At 41.0% G+C, this 23388-nt stretch carries 24 protein-coding genes, 1 tRNA gene, 2 rRNA genes and 2 riboswitches; of the genes, 15 read left to right on the top strand and 12 right to left on the bottom strand.

The window, feature by feature from the left end:
• The 11 genes from PBAT_RS04640 to PBAT_RS04590 all read left to right on the top strand — a co-directional run.
• Nucleotides 1-107: ribosomal RNA gene (locus PBAT_RS04640) — 23S ribosomal RNA — on the top strand; the annotation flags it as partial.
• A 109-nt stretch (nucleotides 108-216) separates the two neighbouring features.
• A 5S ribosomal RNA gene (rrf, locus tag PBAT_RS04635) occupies nucleotides 217-333 on the top strand.
• A gap of 417 nt (nucleotides 334-750) precedes the next feature.
• Nucleotides 751-2208 carry an IMP dehydrogenase gene (gene guaB, locus PBAT_RS04630; protein ID WP_068591076.1) on the top strand — a complete coding sequence of 486 codons (1458 nt, stop codon included), beginning with the start codon at nucleotides 751-753 and terminating at the stop codon, nucleotides 2206-2208.
• Between the two features lie 140 nt (nucleotides 2209-2348).
• A complete protein-coding gene (locus PBAT_RS04625) occupies nucleotides 2349-3749 on the top strand; it encodes a D-alanyl-D-alanine carboxypeptidase family protein (protein ID WP_068647053.1) in 1401 nt (466 codons plus the stop codon).
• A 117-nt stretch (nucleotides 3750-3866) separates the two neighbouring features.
• Complete coding sequence (gene pdxS, locus PBAT_RS04620) at nucleotides 3867-4748, top strand: pyridoxal 5'-phosphate synthase lyase subunit PdxS (protein ID WP_068647052.1); 882 nt, start codon at nucleotides 3867-3869, stop codon at nucleotides 4746-4748.
• A gap of 20 nt (nucleotides 4749-4768) precedes the next feature.
• Nucleotides 4769-5353 carry a pyridoxal 5'-phosphate synthase glutaminase subunit PdxT gene (pdxT, locus tag PBAT_RS04615; RefSeq protein WP_068647051.1) on the top strand — a complete coding sequence of 195 codons (585 nt, stop codon included), beginning with the start codon at nucleotides 4769-4771 and terminating at the stop codon, nucleotides 5351-5353.
• 186 nt (nucleotides 5354-5539) lie between these two features.
• Nucleotides 5540-6823: a serine--tRNA ligase gene (gene serS / locus PBAT_RS04610; RefSeq protein ID WP_068647050.1), complete on the top strand. Its 1284-nt coding sequence runs from the start codon at nucleotides 5540-5542 to the stop codon at nucleotides 6821-6823.
• A 96-nt stretch (nucleotides 6824-6919) separates the two neighbouring features.
• A tRNA-Ser gene (locus PBAT_RS04605) sits at nucleotides 6920-7008 on the top strand.
• 101 nt (nucleotides 7009-7109) lie between these two features.
• Nucleotides 7110-7454, top strand: coding sequence for a hypothetical protein (locus tag PBAT_RS04600; protein ID WP_068647048.1), 345 nt, complete (start codon nucleotides 7110-7112; stop codon nucleotides 7452-7454).
• A gap of 33 nt (nucleotides 7455-7487) precedes the next feature.
• Entirely contained in the window at nucleotides 7488-7637 is a 150-nt protein-coding gene (locus tag PBAT_RS04595) for a small acid-soluble spore protein P (RefSeq protein WP_068647046.1), read from the top strand.
• A 240-nt stretch (nucleotides 7638-7877) separates the two neighbouring features.
• Nucleotides 7878-8948, top strand: coding sequence for a hypothetical protein (locus tag PBAT_RS04590; protein ID WP_068647044.1), 1071 nt, complete (start codon nucleotides 7878-7880; stop codon nucleotides 8946-8948).
• 55 nt (nucleotides 8949-9003) lie between these two features.
• Here the strand turns inward: PBAT_RS04590 and PBAT_RS04585 are convergent, their stop codons facing one another.
• A complete protein-coding gene (locus tag PBAT_RS04585; protein WP_068647041.1) occupies nucleotides 9004-9600 on the bottom strand; it encodes a GNAT family N-acetyltransferase in 597 nt (198 codons plus the stop codon).
• Between the two features lie 42 nt (nucleotides 9601-9642).
• Nucleotides 9643-10143, bottom strand: a complete 501-nt coding sequence (tadA, locus tag PBAT_RS04580; protein ID WP_068647039.1) for a tRNA adenosine(34) deaminase TadA — start codon at nucleotides 10141-10143, stop codon at nucleotides 9643-9645.
• Nucleotides 10144-10542: 399 nt separating this feature from the next.
• Between tadA and rluF the strand changes: the two genes are divergently transcribed.
• A complete protein-coding gene (rluF, locus tag PBAT_RS04575) occupies nucleotides 10543-11244 on the top strand; it encodes a 23S rRNA pseudouridine(2604) synthase RluF (RefSeq protein ID WP_068647037.1) in 702 nt (233 codons plus the stop codon).
• Between the two features lie 113 nt (nucleotides 11245-11357).
• Here the strand turns inward: rluF and motB are convergent, their stop codons facing one another.
• Nucleotides 11358-12176, bottom strand: coding sequence for a flagellar motor protein MotB (gene motB / locus PBAT_RS04570; RefSeq protein ID WP_068647035.1), 819 nt, complete (start codon nucleotides 12174-12176; stop codon nucleotides 11358-11360).
• Complete coding sequence (gene motA / locus PBAT_RS04565; protein ID WP_068647033.1) at nucleotides 12160-12960, bottom strand: flagellar motor stator protein MotA; 801 nt, start codon at nucleotides 12958-12960, stop codon at nucleotides 12160-12162. Before motA ends, motB begins: the two co-directional genes overlap by 17 nt.
• A gap of 192 nt (nucleotides 12961-13152) precedes the next feature.
• Between motA and PBAT_RS04560 the strand changes: the two genes are divergently transcribed.
• Both PBAT_RS04560 and PBAT_RS04555 read left to right on the top strand, forming a co-directional pair.
• Nucleotides 13153-13446, top strand: coding sequence for a hypothetical protein (locus tag PBAT_RS04560; protein ID WP_068647031.1), 294 nt, complete (start codon nucleotides 13153-13155; stop codon nucleotides 13444-13446).
• Between the two features lie 112 nt (nucleotides 13447-13558).
• Nucleotides 13559-13882, top strand: coding sequence for a 4a-hydroxytetrahydrobiopterin dehydratase (locus PBAT_RS04555; protein WP_068647056.1), 324 nt, complete (start codon nucleotides 13559-13561; stop codon nucleotides 13880-13882).
• 141 nt (nucleotides 13883-14023) lie between these two features.
• On the opposite strand, the gene PBAT_RS04550 is transcribed toward PBAT_RS04555, so the two are convergent.
• The 6 genes from PBAT_RS04550 to PBAT_RS04525 all read right to left on the bottom strand — a co-directional run bounded on the left by PBAT_RS04550 (nucleotide 14024) and on the right by PBAT_RS04525 (nucleotide 19671).
• Nucleotides 14024-14380, bottom strand: a complete 357-nt coding sequence (locus PBAT_RS04550; protein ID WP_068647029.1) for a c-type cytochrome — start codon at nucleotides 14378-14380, stop codon at nucleotides 14024-14026.
• A gap of 126 nt (nucleotides 14381-14506) precedes the next feature.
• The gene (locus PBAT_RS04545; protein ID WP_068647027.1) at nucleotides 14507-15007 is read right to left on the bottom strand and encodes a GNAT family N-acetyltransferase; all 501 of its coding nucleotides are present in this window, start codon (nucleotides 15005-15007) and stop codon (nucleotides 14507-14509) included.
• Between the two features lie 147 nt (nucleotides 15008-15154).
• A complete protein-coding gene (locus tag PBAT_RS04540; protein WP_068647025.1) occupies nucleotides 15155-15625 on the bottom strand; it encodes a C40 family peptidase in 471 nt (156 codons plus the stop codon).
• Nucleotides 15626-15629: 4 nt separating this feature from the next.
• Nucleotides 15630-15764: riboswitch (cyclic di-AMP (ydaO/yuaA leader) on the bottom strand.
• Between the two features lie 272 nt (nucleotides 15765-16036).
• Entirely contained in the window at nucleotides 16037-16504 is a 468-nt protein-coding gene (locus PBAT_RS04535) for a C40 family peptidase (RefSeq protein ID WP_068647023.1), read from the bottom strand.
• Between the two features lie 4 nt (nucleotides 16505-16508).
• Nucleotides 16509-16647: riboswitch (cyclic di-AMP (ydaO/yuaA leader) on the bottom strand.
• Between the two features lie 205 nt (nucleotides 16648-16852).
• Entirely contained in the window at nucleotides 16853-17677 is an 825-nt protein-coding gene (locus PBAT_RS04530) for a hypothetical protein (RefSeq protein ID WP_068647021.1), read from the bottom strand.
• An 11-nt stretch (nucleotides 17678-17688) separates the two neighbouring features.
• Entirely contained in the window at nucleotides 17689-19671 is a 1983-nt protein-coding gene (locus PBAT_RS04525; RefSeq protein WP_068647019.1) for a M1 family metallopeptidase, read from the bottom strand.
• 387 nt (nucleotides 19672-20058) lie between these two features.
• On the opposite strand from PBAT_RS04525, the gene PBAT_RS04520 reads away from it, so the two are divergent.
• Nucleotides 20059-20565, top strand: coding sequence for a YwhD family protein (locus PBAT_RS04520; RefSeq protein ID WP_068647017.1), 507 nt, complete (start codon nucleotides 20059-20061; stop codon nucleotides 20563-20565).
• Nucleotides 20566-20668: 103 nt separating this feature from the next.
• Here PBAT_RS04520 and PBAT_RS04515 read toward each other — a convergent pair whose 3' ends face one another.
• A complete protein-coding gene (locus PBAT_RS04515) occupies nucleotides 20669-22843 on the bottom strand; it encodes a heavy metal translocating P-type ATPase (RefSeq protein ID WP_068647016.1) in 2175 nt (724 codons plus the stop codon).
• Complete coding sequence (locus PBAT_RS04510; protein ID WP_068647014.1) at nucleotides 22830-23228, bottom strand: ArsR/SmtB family transcription factor; 399 nt, start codon at nucleotides 23226-23228, stop codon at nucleotides 22830-22832. Before PBAT_RS04510 ends, PBAT_RS04515 begins: the two co-directional genes overlap by 14 nt.
• Nucleotides 23229-23388 lie beyond the last annotated feature (160 nt).

Raw genomic sequence — 23388 nt, 5'->3', positions numbered from 1 at the left:
TTCCCAATTAGTAAGACCCCTTGAAGACGACGAGGTAGATAGGTTGGAGGTGGAAGTGCAGCAATGCATGGAGCTGACCAATACTAATCGGTCGAGGGCTTATCCTAATATTCTGAAGTTTAGGCTTCAGAAGCAAATGCAAGTTTTGAACTGCAAATTCATTCGTATCTAGTTTTCAAGGATTAAACCTTGAATAACAGCATAAAGCTGAAACCGTTTGGTGGCGATAGCGGAGGGGTTCCACACGTACCCATCCCGAACACGACCGTTAAGCCCTCCAGCGCCGATGGTACTTGGACCGCAGGGTCCTGGGAGAGTAGGACGTCGCCAAGCAACCAGGAACCACTGTTGATTTCAATCAACAGTGGTTCTTTTTGTTTTTATGATTTTTTTTATTCATGAGATAGAAGACTTATGGATTGATAAAGTAGATGTTTTTGGAGATAACTAGATATTATCCTCAACAACTTATGGCCATTGTTTACCTTATAAACAAATTGAGAATGTCGATTTTATACTTAAATAATGGATGTAAACCCTTTCATTTTAATAAAATGTCCACTCATAGAGGACAGTGTTAGTTACAGAAAGACTTGGGAATGATATATAAGGGAAACCTTACTGATATTCTTGACAGCCCCAACCCCCTTTGCTAAGATGGCAATAATATATTTTCAGGAAATGCATTTTTAGCGTTATTTATAAGGGTTTATTTGGTTTATTTATGAAAATTAGGGGAGGCCACACAAGGTGCGTGAAGATAAGTTTGGTAAAGAAGGATTAACTTTTGATGATGTACTACTAGTACCCCGTAAGTCCGAGGTACTACCTAAGGAAGTGGACGTGTCCACAAGATTAAGTAAGCATGTGAAGTTGAATATTCCCCTTATTAGCGCGGGTATGGATACGGTGACGGAGGCTGCTCTAGCTATAGCGATCGCTAGAGAAGGCGGAATCGGCATCATCCATAAGAACATGTCCATCGAACAGCAGGCTGAAGAAGTAGATCGTGTTAAGCGTTCTGAGAGTGGGGTTATTACCAACCCGTTTTCACTAAGACCTGATAATCTGGTAGCTGATGCTGAAGCAGTGATGGCTAAGTTCCGTATTTCCGGTGTACCTATCGTGAACGAGGATAATAAATTAGTCGGTATTTTGACGAATCGCGACTTGAGATTTATACATGATTACAGCATTAAGATTAGTGATGTGATGACTAAGGAAGATTTGGTTACTGCACCAGTAGGAACGACGCTTCAGGAAGCTGAAGTTCTATTGCAGAAACATAAGATTGAGAAACTTCCATTAGTGGATGCTAACAATATTCTTAAAGGGCTTATCACAATTAAGGATATTGAGAAAGCTATCCAGTTCCCTAACGCAGCTAAGGATGCTCAAGGTCGCCTTTTGGTGGGAGCAGCGATTGGTATCTCTAAAGATACGTTAGAACGTACAGAGGCTTTGGTTAAAGCTGGTGTAGATGTTATTACGATTGATTCTGCGCATGGACATCACATTAACATTATTGATGCTGTACGCGAATTACGTGGCAATCATCCAGAACTCACAATTATTGCTGGTAACGTAGCAACTGGAGATGCAACACGCGATCTAATTGAAGCTGGAGCATCAGTTGTTAAGGTGGGAATTGGTCCAGGCTCTATCTGTACTACGCGAGTGATTGCTGGAATCGGTGTTCCACAAATTACGGCAATTTATGATTGTGCTTTGGTAGCTAAAGAATATGGTGTTCCGATTATTGCAGATGGTGGTATTAAATACTCTGGCGAGATCACAAAAGCTATTGCTGCCGGTGGACACGCTGTGATGTTGGGTAGCTTATTTGCAGGTACAAAAGAAAGTCCTGGTGAATCAGAAATTTATCAAGGACGTAAATATAAAGTGTACCGTGGAATGGGATCAATCAGTGCTATGAAACAAGGAAGTAAAGATCGTTATTTCCAAGATGATGATAAAAAGCTAGTACCAGAAGGTATTGAAGGTCGTGTTGCGTATAAAGGACCACTTTCTGATACGATTCTACAGCTTATCGGTGGACTTCGCTCCGGTATGGGATATTGCGGTGTTCAAACATTAGATGAACTGCGTAATGATACGCAATTCATTCGCATTACAGGTGCTGGACTTCGTGAAAGTCATCCACATGATGTTCAAATCACTAAAGAAGCACCGAATTACTCGGTTTAATGTACAGATTCAGATATTAAATACAATTTTCTTACAAGAGACAGGGCGAATTTCGTCCTGTCTGTCTTTTTTTGCTGAATATGCTGTGTTAGAATAGAATAAGTAATTGATTGTTATGGATAGAGAGGAGTTTATTTTCTTTGAAACACAAAGTAGTTAGAATAAGTAGACGCAAATGGCTCAAAAAAAGTATAGCTTCGGTTATGCTTATAAATATGTTATGTATGTCCTCGTTACCACTCGTAGTGTTAGCAGAAGGGGAAACGACGAAGACAGAGGTACCAGCAACTGACGCTACGAAGGCGGTTGTCACAACTAAGGCAGTCACGATTCCTTCTGTAGAGAGTTTGAAATTACAAGTAGAGTCAGCAGTGCTTATCGAACCAACAACGGGTGAGATTCTGTTATCCGTTAATAGTGACGTGGCATTGCCACCAGCTAGTATGACAAAGATGATGACAGAGTACATTGTGGCAGACCAAGTGAAACAAGGGAAGCTTAAATGGGATGACATTGTTACAGTACAGGAGAATGCAGCACAAACAGTCGGATCACGTATTTTTTTGGCAGAAAAAGATCAACACACGGTTGAGGAGTTATACATAGCGATGGCTGTAGGGTCTGCAAATGATGCTACTGTAGCTTTAGCTGAACACGTCGCAGGTTCTGAAGCTGCCTTTGTTGAGTTGATGAATGAACAGGCGAAGCGTATGGGAATGAAGACAGCATTCTTCATTAATTCGTCAGGACTGAGCCGGGCAGATATGCCGGAAAAATACAGACCGAGTGAAGATCGTGAGACAGTCATGTCTGCGATGGACACGGCTTTACTTGCGAAATTCATCGTACAAGATCATCCTGACTTTGCAAGATTTACTGCAATTCAGTCGTATAAATTCCGTGAACGTGACACTAATCCAATTATTAACTACAATTGGATGTTGGAAGCCAATAAAGATATTACGAACTTTAAGGCTTATGCATATCCAGGGTTAGATGGATTGAAGACAGGTCATACGCTGGCTGCTGGGAACTGTTTCGCGGGTACTGCAGAAAGAGATGGTGTGCGCTTGATCAGTGTCGTTATGGGAGCGAAGACGAACCCTGCACGTTTCGTGGAAACGAAGAAAGTGCTTGATTATGGGTTTAACAACTTCGAGATCAAACAAGTGGTTGCACCTAAGTCAGTCGTAGTGGGAACTGAAACGGTACCTGTGAAGAAGGGTGTGGAAACAACTGTAGGTGTGGTATCGGACTTAGATGTTAAGTTCATGGTTCCAAAAGGAACACAAAATCCTAGTATCACATCCAAGGTTACTCTTATGAATGAAGACGAGCTGGTAGCTCCTTTAGCTAAAGGTACGAAAGTAGGTACCATCACTTATACTTATAAAGCAGAGGGTATGGGTGAAGCTCAGGAGAAAACGGTCAATCTAGTAACTGCTGATGAAGTGGAAAAAGGCGGATGGTTCCGCTTGTTATTCCGAGCTATTAAAGATTTATTCGTTGATTTGTTTGACGGAATCAAGAATCTTTTTTAATATCAATATAGATAAGGATCCATTGGGTGTTGGAGTTACCGTCCATTCCAATCATTATGTAAGTTAGGATATGATGAGGCGAATGGACTGACCATATATATTTCAGGGGGATTAAACATGGAAACGGGAACATCTCGAGTTAAAAGAGGTATGGCGGAAATGCAAAAAGGCGGCGTCATTATGGACGTTATGAATGCAGAACAAGCTAAGATTGCAGAAGCGGCAGGCGCAACAGCTGTCATGGCTTTGGAACGAGTTCCCTCTGATATTCGGGCAGCTGGTGGTGTTGCTCGTATGGCAGACCCTACTATAGTGGAAGAAGTTATGAAAGTTGTATCTATTCCAGTTATGGCGAAATCACGTATTGGTCATTTTGTTGAAGCGAAAGTATTAGAATCACTTGGTGTAGATTATCTTGATGAAAGTGAAGTTCTAACACCAGCGGATGAAGTATTCCATATTGATAAATGGGATTTCACGGTTCCTTTTGTATGTGGAGCGAAAGATCTTGGAGAAGCTCTACGTCGTATCGGCGAAGGTGCTTCCATGATTCGTACCAAAGGTGAACCTGGAACAGGAAATATCGTTGAAGCTGTACGCCATATGCGTCAAATTAACGGTCAAATCCGTAAAGTACAGAATATGTCAAAGGACGAGTTGTATGCTGAAGCTAAGAACTTGGGTGTTAACTATGACTTATTGCTTGAAGTTCAACAGCTAGGTAAATTACCTGTCGTTAACTTTGCAGCAGGTGGTGTTGCTACGCCAGCTGACGCAGCGTTGATGATGCATTTAGGTGCAGATGGCGTATTTGTAGGATCTGGTATTTTCAAATCGGAATATCCAGAGAAATTTGCACGTGCAATTGTTGAAGCTACAACACATTTCCGTGATTATAAATTAATTGCTGAAGTATCCAAGAATTTAGGTGCCCCAATGAAAGGTATCGAGATTTCATCTTTAAAACCTTCCGAGCGTATGTCTGATCGCGGCTGGTAAGAGAGAAGGTTTAAAGGGATATGAAAGTCGGAGTACTAGCATTACAGGGAGCTGTCACTGAACATATTCGTAGTATTGAACTTGCGGGTGTCGAGGCAGTAGCCGTGAAAAAGATCGAAGAATTAGCAGATGTTCAAGGCCTTATTATACCTGGTGGTGAAAGTACGACAATCGGTAAGTTGATGCGTAAGTATGGTTTTATTGAAGCTATTCGTAATTTCTCAGCGGCTGGTAAACCTATATTTGGGACATGCGCAGGACTTATTGTCCTTGCTAAGAGAATTGAAGGTCAAGATGAAGCTCACTTAGCATTGATGGATATAACGGTTGCTCGTAATGCCTTTGGTCGTCAACGTGAGAGCTTTGAGACAGATTTGGAAATCAAAGGTATTGATGAATCTGTTAGAGCCGTATTCATTAGGGCACCATTAATAACAAGCGTGGGTAATCAAGTCGAAATTTTATCCACATATCAAGATGAGATCGTTACGGCAAGGCAAGGACACTTGTTAGTGTCCTCATATCACCCAGAGTTGACGGATGATTATCGTCTGCATCAATATTTTGTGGATATGATTAGAGCATACCAAGGTTCAATGAGTTAAATTTAAAGAGTGTAAATAAGAACACCTTGACCTTTTTTGGATATCAGTTATTGTTCTGTGATGGATATGACTGATGAACTTCAGATAAATCTTCTCCGGGTATGAGGATCCTTTTACAAGTGGATGCTAGGGGAATATTTATCTGACCAAGGGGTCGAGGTTGTTTTTCTTGAGGAGGGTATACCTGTGTTAGATGTGAAAATATTGCGTGGCGACTTCGCTAGAGTAGAAGAAGCACTGAAGAATCGGAACAAATCTCCGGAACTGATTGCAGATTTCCCTAGACTAGATGGACGTCGTAGAGAACTATTGCAAGAAAGCGAAACCCTAAAGAGCCGTAGAAACACGGTATCGGGTGAAGTAGCAAAGCTTAAAAAGAATGGTGAAGATGCAGAGGCGCTAATTATCGAAATGCGTGAAGTATCTGACCAGATTAAAGCATTCGATGAGGAAGTTCGAGAACTTGAAGCTAGTATTGCTGAATTAACGATGGCTCTACCTAACATTCCGCATGAATCCGTACCTTTGGGCAAATCAGAGGCTGATAACGTAGAAGTACGTCGTTGGTCGGAACCCACTGTATTTGATTTCATGCCTAAGGCACATTGGGACATTGCGCAGGACCTAGGGATACTTGATTTTGAAGCAGCAGCTAAAGTAACCGGTTCACGGTTTACCTTCTATAAAGGTATGGGAGCACGTTTAGAGCGTGCGCTTATTAACTTCATGATGGATCTGCATAGCAGTGAACACGGCTATGAAGAAATCCTTCCTCCTTATATCGTAAATGGGGATAGTCTACGTGGCACAGGGCAGCTTCCGAAATTTGAAGAGGATCTGTTTAAGATTCAAGATTCGGAATATTATCTTATTCCAACAGCTGAAGTGCCAGTAACTAACTACTACCGTGATGAGATCCTGACTTTGGAAGATTTACCGAAGAATTTCGTGGCCTACAGTTCATGTTTCCGTTCAGAAGCTGGATCAGCAGGTAGAGATACGCGCGGGCTCATTCGTCAACATCAATTCAACAAAATTGAGCTTGTCAAAATTGTACACCCAGATTCCTCTTATGAAGAGTTAGAGAAGATGACTGCGAACGCAGAACGTGTTCTAGAGCTTCTGAAGTTGCCGTATCGTGTGCTAGCTCTTAGTACGGGAGATATGGGCTTCTCAGCTGCGAAGACCTATGACATTGAAGTATGGCTGCCAGAGAGCGACATGTACCGTGAGATCTCCTCTTGCTCTAATACGGAGGACTTTCAAGCTCGTCGTGCTAATATTCGATTCCGTCCGGAAGCGAAGTCTAAGCCAGAATTCGTTCATACATTGAATGGCTCTGCATTAGCAGTTGGGCGGACTTTCGCTGCTATTCTTGAGAATTATCAACAAGAAGATGGTAGTGTTCTCATCCCTGAAGTGCTTCAACCTTACATGGGAAACATCAAAGTTATTGCTGCAAAAAAATAATTTTTAAAAAAAGCTTGCCTTTTAGTGTTCAGTTGTGATAAGATAATTTTTGTTGTTAGAGATTAATTGCTTATCGCAAACAACTGAATATCTTTTGGAGAGGTACCGAAGCGGTCATAACGGGGCGGTCTTGAAAACCGTTAGGGGGCAACTCCACGTGGGTTCGAATCCCACCCTCTCCGCCATTATAATTAAACTTACTAACCATTCTCAGTAATTGAGAGTGGTTTTTTTGTATAAAATAATGCCTCATTCCGCAACTTATAGTGAAGGGGAGGTGTTCTTCATGAGCCAAGATTTTCAATTGAATCAAAATCAGCTTGTAGACGCGTGGCAGTCTACATTGCCAAGTGTTCTTCACCCGTCAGACCGAGCTTTAGTCGTTGCCGATGAGGCCAACTCTAACAGCATTAGAATCAACATTGATACGGCAGGCAGGCAAGCATACTCTTTTGACTTCCAATGTACGTATAAGGATGCGCGTGAGGTTGGTGTACAACTCGTTGATGTGGAGCGCGATGGTCGTTCAGTAGACGAGCATACAGAAGTTATTCAGAATTTGGCTGGGGATTATGCACGACATATCCATGAATGTGCCCAATCATTGCATGATGTAACAGACCCCTCATAAGATTGAGGGTATCCTTTAAATGAGGTGAACAAGATGAGTAAGCCAAAAGCGATTCCTGTTCCAGAGGCACAAGAGAAACACCAGCGGAATAATAACGATTCTACTGCGATGCAAGAGCCGCTCTCAGGATCTAAGAAAGTAAAGAACCGTAACCATGTGGATCATTTGAATAAACAGGGTTAGTTTTAGTTGTCTTGGATGTAAGTGGTGAAAGATGGATTTGTTTGAAAACACCTTAGTGCAATAACTAAGGTGTTTTTTACGTTGAAATGGAATAGGCATGATAAAATCACTATATTCTGAAAGTTTCGTAAGAATTGACATTATTCCATCAATTATTTTCCAGAATAGGTTTCGCGTGGTGAAGAATTAGTTTATGATTATGAGAGTGACTATAGTTACAGACCGAGGGGAGAGAACAAAATGAATAAGAAATTTACAGCCATCGTGCTAACAATGCTCTTAGCGATGACTGTCGTGCTATCTGGTTGTGGCAGTAAGCAGGACCCGAAAGAGGCGTTACAAAGTGCTGCGGGGAATGCGATGACGATGACGTCGTATGAAATGAAAAGTAAGCTAGTTATTGAGGAATTAATTGTGAACGCCCCTGATACAGCAGGTAGTATCTCTGGGACGGTTATGAGTATGCTCAAGAACGCAGAATTAACGGTTGATGGTATTTATCAATTGGACCCAATGCAAACAGAATTAACATTGGCTTTGAATCTTAAAGGTGATATGGCTATGACTTTCACCATTCCAATGGTTATGACTAAGGAAAAATTATATGTTAAAGTTCCTAGCATTCCTATGCTACCTATTCCAGAGACTGTAGTAGGTAAATATGTGGAGTTAGATCTGAAAGAACTTGCTGCTGAAGAAGGGGCGAGCTTCAATCTAGATGCTATTGACCCTAAGAAAACACAGAAGCTAACCAATGAGATTACGAGTGCACTCTTTACAGAATATGATGGAGCTAAGTATTTCAAAGATGTTCCAGTTAAGGATGCTAATCTTCCTGAAGGTGTAGAATCTGAGCAGGTCGCACAATTTAGTGTTACGAATGATAATGTAAAAGAAGCAATCACGATTCTAGTGGAGAAAGTATTGCCTAATATTCTTACTATTGTTGATAAAGAAGAATACCGTGAAATGCTTGGATTAACTACTGAAGAGATCAAGAAGGTTAAGGATGAATTGAACACAGCTAATAAAGATGAGTTCAATAAAGGCCTTGAAGAATTGAAGAGTTACTTGAAGGTGAATACCTTTAACGTAAACACAGCGATTAATAAAAAGGGATTTGCAACATACCAGGATTTAGTGATGAATATTGAGCTTAACGATCCTGAAACGAAACAAGATGTTAAACTTGCACTGAAGGGTTCATCTCAGTACAGTAAGATTAATGAAAAACAAGCATTCAAAATTGGTATTCCTGCGAAGGAAGACGTCCTCACAATGGAACAATTTCAACAAGAGATTGGAAATTAATCATATTTATTTGTAAACGACTAGCCCCGCACATGATTCATGTGCGGGGCTAGTTCTATATTGTGGTAGATGATTTCTTTCTTAGGACTATGGGCTGTGTTGTATATTCATGGACTAGAATAGCGAATGTCTGATGATCCTGCCATTGGTCATCTATCTTGATCAATTGACGAGAGATGCCTTCCGGTTGAAATCCCGTTTTCTCTAGCACGCGACGCGATGATTGATTGTTGAGCAGAATGGCTGCTTGGATGCGATGAAGCCCGAGGGATTGAAAGCCATATTTGAGCATCAAATGTAATGCGGCAGTCATATAACCTTTATTCTTTTCATTGGGATCAATGAAATAACCCACATCGGCGAACTGACCGACACCACGAACGACATTAGAAAGTGTTATTTGTCCGATGAGCTTACCATTCAGATTAAAAATTCCAAACATATAGGCACGATCCTGCTCAGCTTCGTGTATACGACGTACAATCAGCTGCTGTTGTTCGTGGAGTGTATAGAAGCTTACATATTGTCTAGGCTCAAAAGCGGCATATACACTGCGTATGCGTATCCTTAGGTCTAATAAGGAATGACTATCGTCCATTTGTAATGGACGTATATAAATGCCAGCAATTGTATCATAAAAGGTGAGGGTCAAAGTAAATTCCTCCTATTGTAGTAATAGGGATTCATAAATATATTATTTATTACGAAGTCGACGGAAGAAATTAGTTAGCAGTTGAGAGCACTCTTCCTGTAATACATTAGAGATAACTTCTGTTCTGTGGTTAAAACGTGGTTCTTGAAGAAGATTCATTAGTGTGCCAGCACATCCGGCTTTGGGATCTGTTGTACCATAGATAACCTGAGGAACACGGGATTGGACAATTGCTCCAGCGCACATAGGACAGGGTTCAAGCGTAACATACAATCTGCACTCTAGAAGCCGCCAGGCATCAAGATGTTGGCTAGCATCACGGATCGCAATCATCTCTGCGTGTGCAGTTGGGTCCATTGTCTGTTCTCTTAAGTTATATCCGCGACCGATAATCTCATCACCTCGGACAATAATGGCTCCGATCGGAACTTCACCTATTTTCTCAGCTTCTTTTGCTAAGAGGATGGCCTCGCGCATCCAGTGTTCATGTGCGCTTTGATTTATAGATAAATCAAAGGGGAGATTATTTTGTGGATAACTCATTTTTCGAATGACCTCCTAACATAAAAAATGGTTTATTCATCGAACAAATATTCGGTTGTTAACATGATGTGCATAACATTGTGCATAAGTTATAAAATATCAACAAAGTTGTGCACATAAATAATAAACATTTGTTGATATGTGCATAACTTTGTGGAGATTCTTCACGCTTTTCAAAATCGTGGGTTAGCGGTATGATATATTAGATCATAAGCTTGGTTACTTTTTTGGCCGGCCAATTGATTATTCTTCCTCATATCCGGTTAACATGAATAAATGGGGATATGTTGATGACCGCAAACGAAATTATATCATAAACCCATATAGGTATAATACGTTTATCAAAGATTAAGAAAAAGTCATCGATTAGTATAACTAAACATAGAGGTGAATGGAACCGTGCGGATTAATAAATACATCAGTGAGACTGGGTTCTGCTCTCGTAGAGAAGCGGATAAAAGGGTAGAGAATGGCGAAGTTACCATTAATGGAGAGTTAGCAGTACTCGGTAGTCAAGCCGAAGAAGGTGATGACGTACGTATTAATGGTGAACCTTTGGCTTCTAAGAAGAGTCATATATATATTGCCCTAAATAAGCCTATTGGTATTACCTGTACAACAGAGCTACATATTCGAGGTAATATTGTCGATTTTGTAAACCATTCGGAACGGATTTTCCCCATAGGAAGATTGGATAAGGATTCGGAAGGCTTAATTCTTCTAACGAATGATGGGGATATCGTGAACAAAATTTTACGAGCAGAAGGTAAACATGAGAAAGAATATTTAGTGAGCGTAGATCGGCCGATTACGGAGTCATTCTTAAGAGGAATGTCATCTGGAGTAAGAATTCTAGGCGAGATGACGCAACCTTGCGAAGTAACGCAATTATCAGAACGGAGATTTCGTATCATTCTAACCGAAGGCAAGAATCGACAGATTCGTCGGATGTGTCAAGCATTTGGATTTGAAGTTACGGATCTGCAACGTGTACGAATTATGAACATCGAACTAGGGGATCATCCAGTGGGAACTTGGTGGGACTTAACAGCTGAAGAGAAGCAGGATCTAGGAACTTTGCTAGATTACAAGTTGGAATAAGTCATTGATGTTATTACACAGCGGATGATCAAACCATAATGAATGAGTGGAATTGATAGTCCTCATAGAAGAACAAAAACGCCCATGAGAGATGGGCGTTTTATTTGTTGTTATTACTTAACATCAGTCACATTCAGGAGTTGTGTACTATCTTGGTATTTACGAATAAGGGATACTTCTACACGACGATTCTTAGCGCGATTCGCGGCTGTAGTATTATCAACGATCGGATGAAACTCACCATAACCTACAGGGGTAAATTTCTTCGGATCAAGATTGGTGTTCAGCAGTAATATTTTAAGAAATTGTATTGCCCGAGCAGAGCTCAGATCCCAGTTCGATTCATAATCCATGTTATAGATCGGAATATTGTCTGTGTGTCCGGAGACGACGATATCATAGTCAGGGAACTTCTGTAACATGTCTGATATGGCAGCAGCTAATTGTTTAGATTCAGGCTTTACTATAGCTTTGCCAGACGCGAACAACGCAGTATCACTAATGGTGATCATTAACTGAGACTGATTGAGCTTGGTATCGAGTTGACTTGTTAGCCCACTCTTTTGAATATATTGATCAATTTGTTTTTTTAACTTTTCTAAATCGATCTGTTCCTGCTTGCTAAGGAGCGCTTGTTGTTCATTGCTTTTGTCCTTCTTGGAAGTAACATCGTCTTTATTCTTCATGGTTTCATCTTTAGAAGTAACCTGATTAGTTGAAACGGGTGATTGGTAGTCTAGGACACCTGTTCCAGAAGTGAAAGCAGCATTGAAGGCTTCACTCATCTCATCAAACTTCTTGGCATCGGATGCGCTCATTGAATATAGAACAATAAAAAGAGCTAGAAGGAGAGTGAGAAGGTCTGCATAAGGGAGTAGCCATGACTCGTCCGCATGTTCTTCGTGCTCATGTCGTCTACTCTTTTTGCTCACCTGAACCATCCTCCTTCGGTTTCATCTGTGCACGTTCAGCAGGGGTTAAGAAGACAGACAACTTCTGGTTAATAGCAATGGTAGATACACCAGATTGAATAGACAATAGTCCTTCAAGCATCATAAGTCTAAGTTCTACTTCAGTCTTAGACAGACGTTTGAGCTTGTTAGAAATGGGGTGAAATAGTACATAACCAGAAAAAATACCAAGCATAGTGGCAATAAAGGCTGCCCCGATCGCTTTAGCGAGTTCCCCCATGTCTTCCATGTGGGACAATGCAGCAATAAGACCAATAACAGCACCCAATACCCCAAGTGAAGGAGCGTACATTCCGGCTTGGGAGAAAATAAGAGCTCCCACTTTATGGCGATCTTCCGTCGCGTTGATATCTTCCATTAAGACGTCACGAACGAAATCTTGATCATTACCGTCGATAATCATCCGCATACCATTGCGCAAGAAATCATCATTGATTTCCTCAACTTTGGATTCTAGTGCAAGTAGTCCCTCACGTCTTGTAATGGAGGCCCATTCCATAAAGAGAGTAATCATTTCTGTTCTATTCATGAGTTTCTGCTTAATAAAGATCATTTTAAGCAGTTTAGGTATTTTTTTGAGCTCCGACATGGGAAATCCAATGAAGAGTGTTGCTGCAGTACCTCCCAAAATAATGACATAAGCAGCGGGTACCATAAGGCTACTCAAAGGTGATCCCTTGAGAATCATACCTACTAGTACAGAGACAATACCTAGAATTAAACCAATAATCGTTGAAATTTCCATTGTACACCTCATCCATGAGAAATAGAATTGAATCCTTTCATGCTACCAGATGAAAATTAAAGATGGACTGTCGCACAAGAGAAGCATTATAGTATTTATCGTCAGATTGGGCTTTTTATTTAAGGGCTATTTTCCTGTATAATGAAATGATTCGTAAAAGTTTACTTAACATAAGAAATGGAGGGGTACAAGATGGGTGTAAAACATGGTCGTGAGTATAGTGAAATTCATAAAGAATTAACGGTGGCTGTAGGTCAAATCCAAGATAGTTATGTTTTTTTTGAGATGGAAGAAGAGGAATGGATTCAGTTACCACAAGAGGATAAGAATGAGGTTATGGAAGCTTTAGCGGAGGATGTATTCTACGGACTGGGTACAAATCCTGTTATTACGGTAGGAAGTGGAATTGTCATGCATGATCCTGAGACTCACCGCATCAATATTCTTATTGGGGATACAGAACTTGCATTTGTAACGTTAGTCTAAAAGTTAAACATTAAACGTTGCGCATGAATATATTATTGTAAGAATACAATGAGTCATATCTGTGAATCCAGAGGAGAACATTGTAGTTGTGGAAAGGGGGCAGCAATCAAGAGTGTCATATACAAAAGAGCAAGTGGATGAACATTTGAATCTGCTTAAGGGGTGGACATTGGTTGAGGAGCGCTTTATTGAACGTAAGTATGTCTTTTATAGTTTTATGAAGGGGATTTCTTTCGTCGACGAAGTTGCAACGATTTCCGAAGCTTTTAACCATCATCCATTGATCACCATTGACTATAAGACTGTTATTCTTCGTCTCACTTCTTGGGATGAGGGGTACCTTACTGCAATTGATATGAAAGAAGCGCAACAGTATAATGAAGCTTTTGAAAAAATGTGTTCAAATGAGAGAAAGAATGTAAGGCAGAGGTCTTAAAGAATAAATAGAGGAATGGCCAGATAATATATTCCTCGTAGAAAAGGGTACCCTCCATATGGAGGGTACCCTTTTTACTTCATTGCTGGGAAAATGCATTCGTCCTTATGGGAGGGAATAACATTTACCGTGGTTATGGAATTATTTTTTTGTTGCTAACCATTGTGCTACGTTTGCAATCTCTTCGTCTTTTAATTTTCCTTTAAATGCTGGCATGATGCCCTTACCCTTACTTACAAGAGAATAGATCTCTTCTGGGGTCATCTGACTACCTATCTTTTCTAGATTTGGACCTACGCCACCTTGTAGCTGATCACCATGACAAGAAATACAACTTGATTTAACCACTGTCTCAGCTGAAGCAGCATCTAATACAACTTCTGGCATGCTAGGTTTTGCTTCCTCTGCTACTTGTTCTTTACCAGGTAGTGTAAACATTAGGACAATAGCTACAATACACGCTGTAAAAAAGAAACCACTCATGATATATTTTTGCATATTTTTCTTCCTTTCTATGTAAGCTGATGATTATATTATAGCGGATGCTGAACCTACAGCATAGTATTTGTGTCAAAAAAGAGATATATATTCCAATATTTGTTCCAATAAATAGATAACTTTATGCTATTTATCATGGAAATCAGAGGTTTGTCTAAAAACCATACAATAAAATGGCTGGTTACCATCTGGAGTCATTCGCTCATAATGATCTGTAATCTCAAATCCTACTTTTTGATATACCTGAATTGCACGCTTGTTCCATGTGAGTACCTCTAGATCAATTTCATCCTGTGGTCTTCGTCTTACTGCTTCACAAACGATAGATTGCACAAAAGATTTACCCATTCCTTGTCCACATAAATCAGGGCGCATACCAATGCCGAGGCGAGTTACACCGACTAAGGGGAAATACTGTGTGAAACCACATAATTCTCCTTGTTCATTGGTAATAGAAGCATACTGCTGCGCACGAAGGGCGGGATCACCAAATTCAACCCGAAGATCCTCCATCTGTTTCCATGGCATCCATCTATAAATGTTATAAGGAGCGGGGTAATCCCATTCAGATACAGTACGTGCATGTTCAAGTGTCATTGGTGTAATGATGAAACGTGAAATTATCATATTGAGGATCCTTTCTGTTGGTTATATGTCCAAATCAGTGATTACTTTTCAGTAGGGAGGGTAATAATCAGTAAGGACGATCACGCATATGAAAAAACCTGCATCTGAGATTTATACAATCTCAGATGCAGGTCGGTAGTAAATAATCTATTTATCGATTGCGACAGATTCATATGTATCGTTACTCATAATTCTTTTAGCACCAACGTAGCGGGAAACATAATAGGATTCACTAAGGGAGTTAATCTTGACACCATTAGATGAAGAGGCATGAGCAAACTTACCATTGCCTACAAATATCCCAACGTGAGAAATACCTCTACCATTAGTATTAAAGAATACTAAATCGCCTGCTCTTAAATCATCACGACTAACAGCTGTCCCCATACCGTACTGAGAACTAGATTGACGTGGTAAATCAATACTGAGCTTGTCGAACACGTACGTTGTAAATCCAGAACAATCGAATCCACTCGTATCATTTCCGGCCGCCACATATGGCGAACCGATCGCGGGAGCGATGGCCTTGTCTAATGCAGAGTCTGCGAAAGCGCTTCCAGTACCAATGCTAAATAATAATGCTAATCCTAATACTGTGGTCGTTAATTTCTTCTTCAAAAAAGTTAACTCCTTCCGTTGCCTGCGAGGTTAGCTTAAGGATTCGGTTGAAGGTTCCCTATGATCCCTCTGTTGCAAGATCAATTCACCCAAGACTGGTTCCCCCACTTCCCTTTCGGGAATTCGGCAGATATTATTAAATTAACATAATAGTTATACTTATGACAAAGTTGTTACTAAGAACTTACTGGGATTATTATAGCAAAGGGAATAGCGATTTGGCAATTGTTTCTATCATTTTTAATGAGAAATGTTATTATTTTTTTGGGAGATAGCTAGAATCATAGAATAACTGAATTTATTTTGCCAAAACAGTCAACTTTTTCTCATTTCGTACGTCTTATTATATAAGAAACCCGCAGTGAGATTTCGGCTCAACTACGGATTAAAGTTTTAATGCCATATTTTGTTTTAGTTGTAAGCTGCGGCTTGATATTTCGAAGTACTCATAACTCGTTTAGCACCAACGTAGCGCTTAGCGTAGTAGCTCTCTGAAAGTGAACTAACGATGACACCACGTGAAGAAGATGCATGTGCAAATTTTCCACTACCGACGGATATTCCAACGTGAGATACGCCTTTACCTAATGTGTTGAAGAACACGAGGTCTCCAGGTCTCAGCTGACTTTTGGATACGGCAGTACCCATCTTATATTGGGATGTAGATTGACGTGGTAAAGTCATGCCTAATTTCAAGAATACATATCGAGTGAATCCAGAACAATCAAATCCATTCGTCGTTGTTCCACCCGTCTTATAAGTAACCCCAATAGTACGGTCAATCACGGAATCCATCTTTGAGTCGGCAAATACGCTACCTGTTCCGATGGTCAGCGCAAGAGCGATGCTCAATGCTGTAGCAGTTAGTTTCTTCTTCAAATACGTTTTCCCCTTCCAATGCCTGCGAGGTTAGCTTAAGGATTCGGTTGAAGGTCCCCTATGATCTCTTTGTTGCGAGATCAATTCACCCATAAAATGGATCCCCCGCTTCCTGGTGTTTAGGAATTAGGCCGTTTCGTACACCTGAAAGTGACAATCGACAATGCTTTATGAAAAGACTAGATCATAAATATTACAAAGTTGTTACTAAATTATTTTAACAGAGGTTTTACACTTTGGCAAACCATAAAAGCATAGTAGGACAAGAAGAACCTCACCCTTTTCGTTCGAAAAGGGTGAGGTTCTTCTTGTATCAAGGGGCTTAAGATATTGCGTAACCATTAATTGTTATTTTTTTGATAGCTTGGTAGCCCACAAATTAAATTGTGATGTGATGTTCCACATCTTGAATAAACAAGTAATTAGTGGGTATGCCTGTTGCAGGATGAGCGCTAGTATTCCAGTCCAGAAGATTGAAAGGCAAGTGAATAGACAGAATAGGAGTAGGCTTAACGATCCTAAGATGAGAGAGATTCCAATGACAGATAAAACATGACGTAAACATATCCAAGTAGAAGAGAAGATGGATTCATCGCTGGTTAGTCCAAACTGCATATAAAGAATGATCTGGTGGATGACATAACGGTATAGATACCATCCGACTATCCAGGGAATGGCTTGTATTAATATAGAAGGAGACATAAATCCGTTCATGGCAATCGTATATAGCTTAGGTAGTAACCAATAAGCGGGAACGAGTACGATGAGTGTTTCGATCCAGTAGCATAACATAACTGGTTTCCAGCAGCGTTTCATACCCTGGAAGAAGAAAGCACCCATTTCTCCCTTACGTTCTTGGTGTAGGCCGTAGAATATCCCTGAATGAATAAATGGGGTAATAAACATACGCAAAAGTAACATGCCGAGCAGAATCCATAGGTAGCCATGAACTGTGCTGCTATTCGTAAGATCAAGTTGTCCTTCAATATAGAATAGGATCTGACTTAATTCAGTGGGAGGTGGATCAGGATAGCGCTGAAGTAACGGCACTACGGCTGAGTTCACCAAGCGATATAGAAAGTATCCAAACAATAAATGATACAGAAATAGGATGATGACGACATAAAATTGATTCTTTAGACTACTCCAACCTTGGGCGATATTGCTCCTCACCGTCTCTCACCTCACCAGGATAGACTTCCAAGCAGTGTTTCCATCAGCTTGGTGACACTTATATTCCAGCGGGATACCTTCTTGACGTCGAGATCCGCTTTTAAATAGTTGTTGATATACTTGTTCTCGAGCACAAGACTGTATTGTGGATCAATCATGGCCCATGATAATGGGGATTTATACTGAAGTCTGAATTGGGTACTATCTCCGGTGCCGTTCCATACTTTTTGGAGGGTATGACCGTCCGCAAATGTAAATAACAATGGAATGTTGGGGTAATCACCGTCTTTTTGACTTACGGTTACGTTCGATTCAAACAAGGTCCCCGAACTACTTATTTTTTTCTGTACAGTAATATTATCAATGGAGAAGTCCGTCATCTGCTTGCCATATACATATTGATTGAAATAGGTTTTCCATGAGGCATGTGTGACTTGCTCCACAACTTTTTGGAAATCACGTGTTGTAGGATGGCCGAACCGATATTTCTTGGTATAGGCTGCCATGATTTTATTCATAACTTGGGTACCTACCTGCCGTTCAATCCCTTTCAACACGAGTTTGCCACGGTAATATACATTCTGGGCATACTGATCCTGAGAACCATATTTCCATGCTTCCTGTGTGAGTGTAGCGGGTGATATGATCGCTGCTTGTACCGGAAGGTTAGGAGTGATTCCAAATTCCTGCTCCATTAACTTATCTTCGGCGTAAGAAGTAAACCCTTCATCAAGCCAAGCCTCTTCAAATTCATTGCTCGCGATCATGCCATAGAAATATTGGTGACCAATTTCATGGATGACGGTTCGTTCCAGTTCATAACCAGGTGAGTCATTCTTAGCTCCAAACGCTGTAATCAGGGTTGGATACTCCATTCCCCCCGCTCCATTTCCTGCTTCAGGAGGAACTACGATGGAAAGAGTGGAGTAAGGATAGGGACCATACCACTTACTGAAGTTTTTGAGAGCGATCTCAGCGGCATAGAAATACCTTTCCTTCATATCCTTATGTGCTGGATCTAGATATAACTTGATTCGCACACCCGGTACTTCCTGCGATGAGAAAGGCTTCTCGGCTACAATGAAGTCAGGAGAGGCCGACCAAGCGAAATCATGTACATCATCAGCATAGAACTGATAGATTTTTTGACCTTTGAGCATCTGTGCAGATTTAATCGGAAACCCTGTCGCAGCGACAATATAGTTCTCAGGAACGTGAATACGAACATTGTAAATGCCGAAGTCAGCGTAGAACTCGGAATTACCATGATATTGATGAAGATTCCAACCTTCCGTTGTTCTACCTCTTAAGCCAGCGGGTTCATAGACACTGATCTTGGGGAACCATTGTCCTGCCATCACGAAGTTCCCGGCGGTCCCCATTCGAGCAAATATTTGAGGGAGCTTCACTTCGAACTTCATCTTAAGGCTGATGCTCTCTCCACCTTTGACAGGTCGTGGGAGTCTTACTTTGACTAGGCTTCGATCTTTGCTATTTCCATCATCGGGTTGTACATATTGGATACGGTGCATTAGTGAGAGTCCATCTATTGTTTCAAGTCCTGTGAGAGTCATGGAGCCGAAACCATCCGTAGGCATAACGTCGTTGCGCAGTTTACCACCAGATTCTTTCATAAAGGTGGTGTCCGTGGAGGAGAATGCGTTCGGATACAGGTGGAAATATAGTTCAGTGACGGTGTTTTTTCCAGGATGTGTCCAAGTTAGGGTCTCGGAACCTTTGAGTACCTTCTCATTAGGATCTAATGAAACATCCAGGTGATATTCCACGACTCGTTTACTTAGCACTTCTGCCGTGGGGTTCTGCACGCTTTCTTTCTGAGGGATTTGAGCGATGTTGTCTGAAGGCTTGGCCTTATTAGGCGCAAACACTGATTCTGATTCTGGTGAAACCCGAAGTAGCGTCCACCAGGTTCCACTAAGGAGAAATAGGGCGACAATCGTTATTACAATCATTTTGGATCGAGTTGGGGCCATACATGAATACCTCCCGTTGACAAGCATCTACAGCATGTATATGTTTGCAATTCCGCAATTATTAGTTAAAATAAAATGAATAACAGTTATTAATAATGCGAGTTCAAAAAGTTGGATTTTTAGCACTAAAGTTTATGCTTACGATGCTGCGTTTTTTCGAAACGCTTCAGAAGATTGGATGAGGCAAGGGAGTAGGGAGCGGAGCTACACGTTTTCGGAGAAAACGACTTCGGAAGCATAAGTTGGCAGTACCTACGTGAATACCTGAAATGTTTCCTAAGGAGACATACTTCGTGATCTAAAGATTACTTTTTGAACAACCTCTAATAGCTGATGTCAGAAACAAGCGTTTTTATTTCTGTTTTGTAGTGGGAGGACAATAATAAAATGGATAACAAAGAACAAGTCGGCAAGAAACAAATTGCCCTTAATATTGTAAGTAGCAAAAGTAAACATACGGGGTTTGGATCAGGTTCGATTGATCTGAATAATGTATCGCCTATTATCGTTGACCAAGGCGAAGCCAAGGTGGATGTTGGTGCAATGCATGCGAAGAGTAAAGTGGAGAAAGGTATTAAGTTCTCTGCCAATCGCGAAGATGTGCCCAATGGTCGTCAAGTATGGGTTGTATGGGTAGCTGTGGATCGCACAGCGGAAGGGCAATTCTACGGAGGAGCTACAGCATGCGAGATGTGGATTGATACGGAAGCTCGCAGAGGGTATAAGATTCTAGCTGATCATGTAAATAAACTGGATGGTGCATTGAAGCGTAAAATTATATTAGATGGAATGAACGCGGAAGATAAGACAGCTCTTAAGAATCTACTGATGGCTCGTAATGAGGAATGGTGGGCAGCTACACCTGAGGAATTGAAGAAGGCATTAGAGGTTTAGTACCAGTTCGAAATGAATACTTAATGAAAAAATGAAAAAAGGCATTCTAAGAATCTCAATGAGAGGTCTTGGAATGCCTTTTTCTTATACTGATTAATTTCTATTATGATTTATCTTTACCTAGTAGAATGGACATCCCGAGTAGCGTCACAATAATGGTGGCACCCATGTCGGATAATATGGCGATCCAGAGGGTCAGCCATCCGGGAATTGTAAGTAGAAGTGCAATGGCTTTTAGCGCAAGGGATATGCCGATATTCCAGCCAATGATACGATTAACACGACGCGCCATATGAATGGCACTTGGTAGCTTGCCAAGATGATCCTGCATAAGAACGATGTCAGCTGTCTCCATCGCGCTATCTGTTCCTTTACCCATAGCTATGCCTAATTGTGCGGTAGCAAGCGCTGGGGCATCGTTGATGCCGTCACCGACCATTGCGACATTCCATTGCGAAGCGAGACGCTTAATCTGTTCTACTTTCTGTTCAGGTAGGAGAGCAGCGTTATAACTAGAGACGCCTGCTTCGGAGGCAATTAATTTCGCTGATTGCTCATGATCGCCTGTCAGCATTACTGTCTGCTTAATGCCTGCTTGATGAAGCTGTTGAATGACTTCCTTCGTCTCTGGTCGTATCCTATCTGCAAGTCCAAGTAGACCAAGTACATGGTTCTCATCTACAGTAATAATTAATGTGAGGCCTTGCTCCTTCATACGGAGAACATCACGTTTCACGATATCCATATGTTCTGAATGGGATGCAACGACACGTGTTAATATTTCTTCGTTACCCATCCAGAAGGTCGTTCCTTCTACTTCACCTTGTATTCCTGAACCAGGTAAGGTTGTTAAATGAAGTGAATCCGGAAAAACAACATGCGATTTACGCTGATTGGTGATGTGACTTACGACCGCTTTAGCCAAGGGATGAAGAGAGGATTGTTCTAAGGATCCTGCAACATCATAGAATCGTTTCTCGTCATAGATGGCTTCCGCCTTAACAGAAGGTACACCTTGGGTTAACGTCCCGGTCTTATCAAAGGCTATGGCATCTATCTTGCCTAGCTGCTCCAGATGTACACCACCTTTGATTAGAATGCCATTGCGAGCACTGCGTGTCATTCCACTTACCAATGCAATCGGAGAGGAGAGCACAAGGGAGCAGGGGCATCCAACGATAAGAATGGCGAGACCTTGATATACCCATTTCATCCATGACTCTCCAAACAGTAATGGAGGCACAACGATGACTAGGAGAGCAATAATCATAATAGCAGGGGTATAATATTTAGCGAATTTATCTATAAATAATTCTGTAGGTGTTTTACTTTCTTGGGCTTCCTGTACTAAATGCATGATTTTAGATAATGAAGAATCCTCGTAAGCTTTCTCTATTGTGATATCTAGTAATCCTTCTGCATTTACACTCCCGCCGTAGACAGGATCCCCCTTGCTCTTGGTTACCGGTAAGGATTCACCTGTGATAGCGGCCTCGTTAACTGCACTACTACCATCATATATGATGCCATCAGAAGGGATTTTCTCTCCTGATCTAACACGTACGAGGTCTCCTACACGAAGACTGGCAATAGGAACACTTGTAACCTCTCCATTACGTATTAATGAAGCTTCTTTAGGGGCATTAGCTAGCAATGCCTCCATCGATTTGCGTGCACGTCCCATACCATAACCCTCGAGTAACTCGTTTACACCGAACAGAATGGCAACAAGCGTGGCTTCCTTCCATTCACCAATAACGACGGCACCTGTGAGTGCTACGGTCATCAGTGTATCCATGTTGAACTTTAGACGTATAAGATTGTTCAGTCCGCGCCAAAAAGTGGAGTAACCACTAAGGGCAATAGCAATGACGTATAAGATGATCAGTATCGGTTGAGGTATGATGCCATTCAAGACGAAAGTGCACAAATACAACACAGCTGCTATTCCAAGTAGCCATTTGATTAGACGATTGCCTTCATGGCTATGTTCATGTTGATGGGCAACACCATCGGTGTGATCATGCCCGTGATGTTCGCTCTTCTTCTGTACGAGACTTGCTCCATCATTCTTCAAAATACGTTCAACACGTAACATGTCGACATCTGGATTAAGGGTCAATTTGCTACTTACATAGCTCAACTTGGCATCGGAACCGTACGCCAATTTCTGAATCTCTTCTTGCATTTCTCTCGTGCAGTTGGCACAAGATAAGCCTTCGACTGGGTACTCAACGTAAGATGGAGAGGAAACTTTAGGGTTATTATTTGTGCTCATCGTCGATCTTCTCCCTCTGATGTTCTAAAGTCATCTGAATAAGAGTTCTGATGTGGTCGTCCTTTAAAGAATAGATCACATTTTTACCTTCTTTACGTGATGATGCAATATTCATGGTTTTTAATGTACGTAAATGATGCGAAGTTGTTGCCATACTACTGCCAAGAACAGCAGCTACATCACATACACATAGTTCATGTGCTCGATCTAACATGAAGGCGATTTTCATGCGTGTCGGATCTGCGAGTGCTTTGAAAATATCAACCATCCCAAGAATTTCATCCTCTTGTATAATGATTTGAAGCTGATTGATTATGTCTGGATTGGTGCAGGTAACTTCGCATATATCGTCATTAGACGTAGGTTTTTCTTTTAATACTTTCATTGTTTCGCTCCTCTCTCTTACACCGTTTGATGAGGGTATAAACATTTATATTCAAACAAGTGTTTGATTGTTACTTAAATATACACCCACATATTATAATAATCAAACAAATGTTTGATTGTTTCTATTGGAAAATTAAGGTTGCAATGTCGACATAAAC

This window comes from Paenibacillus antarcticus (assembly GCF_001637225.1).
Classification (GTDB): Bacteria; Bacillota; Bacilli; order Paenibacillales; family Paenibacillaceae; genus Paenibacillus_AQ; species Paenibacillus_AQ antarcticus.
This window is presented reverse-complemented; position numbering and strand designations above follow the sequence as displayed.

What these genes read in the sequence shown, in the direction of transcription:
- PBAT_RS04510 (WP_068647014.1), bottom strand. Translation starts at nt 23,228, where the DNA reads ATGAAAGTATTAAAAGAAAAACCTACGTCTAATGACGATATATGCGAA.
- PBAT_RS04550 (WP_068647029.1), bottom strand. Translation starts at nt 14,380, where the DNA reads ATGCAAAAATATATCATGAGTGGTTTCTTTTTTACAGCGTGTATTGTA.
- pdxS (WP_068647052.1), top strand. Translation starts at nt 3,867, where the DNA reads ATGGAAACGGGAACATCTCGAGTTAAAAGAGGTATGGCGGAAATGCAA.
- tadA (WP_068647039.1), bottom strand. Translation starts at nt 10,143, where the DNA reads ATGAGTTATCCACAAAATAATCTCCCCTTTGATTTATCTATAAATCAA.
- PBAT_RS04520 (WP_068647017.1), top strand. Translation starts at nt 20,059, where the DNA reads ATGGATAACAAAGAACAAGTCGGCAAGAAACAAATTGCCCTTAATATT.
- PBAT_RS04595 (WP_068647046.1), top strand. Translation starts at nt 7,488, where the DNA reads ATGAGTAAGCCAAAAGCGATTCCTGTTCCAGAGGCACAAGAGAAACAC.
- PBAT_RS04600 (WP_068647048.1), top strand. Translation starts at nt 7,110, where the DNA reads ATGAGCCAAGATTTTCAATTGAATCAAAATCAGCTTGTAGACGCGTGG.
- PBAT_RS04525 (WP_068647019.1), bottom strand. Translation starts at nt 19,671, where the DNA reads ATGGCCCCAACTCGATCCAAAATGATTGTAATAACGATTGTCGCCCTA.
- pdxT (WP_068647051.1), top strand. Translation starts at nt 4,769, where the DNA reads ATGAAAGTCGGAGTACTAGCATTACAGGGAGCTGTCACTGAACATATT.
- PBAT_RS04545 (WP_068647027.1), bottom strand. Translation starts at nt 15,007, where the DNA reads ATGATAATTTCACGTTTCATCATTACACCAATGACACTTGAACATGCA.
- PBAT_RS04560 (WP_068647031.1), top strand. Translation starts at nt 13,153, where the DNA reads ATGGGTGTAAAACATGGTCGTGAGTATAGTGAAATTCATAAAGAATTA.
- motA (WP_068647033.1), bottom strand. Translation starts at nt 12,960, where the DNA reads ATGGAAATTTCAACGATTATTGGTTTAATTCTAGGTATTGTCTCTGTA.
- PBAT_RS04590 (WP_068647044.1), top strand. Translation starts at nt 7,878, where the DNA reads ATGAATAAGAAATTTACAGCCATCGTGCTAACAATGCTCTTAGCGATG.
- PBAT_RS04515 (WP_068647016.1), bottom strand. Translation starts at nt 22,843, where the DNA reads ATGAGCACAAATAATAACCCTAAAGTTTCCTCTCCATCTTACGTTGAG.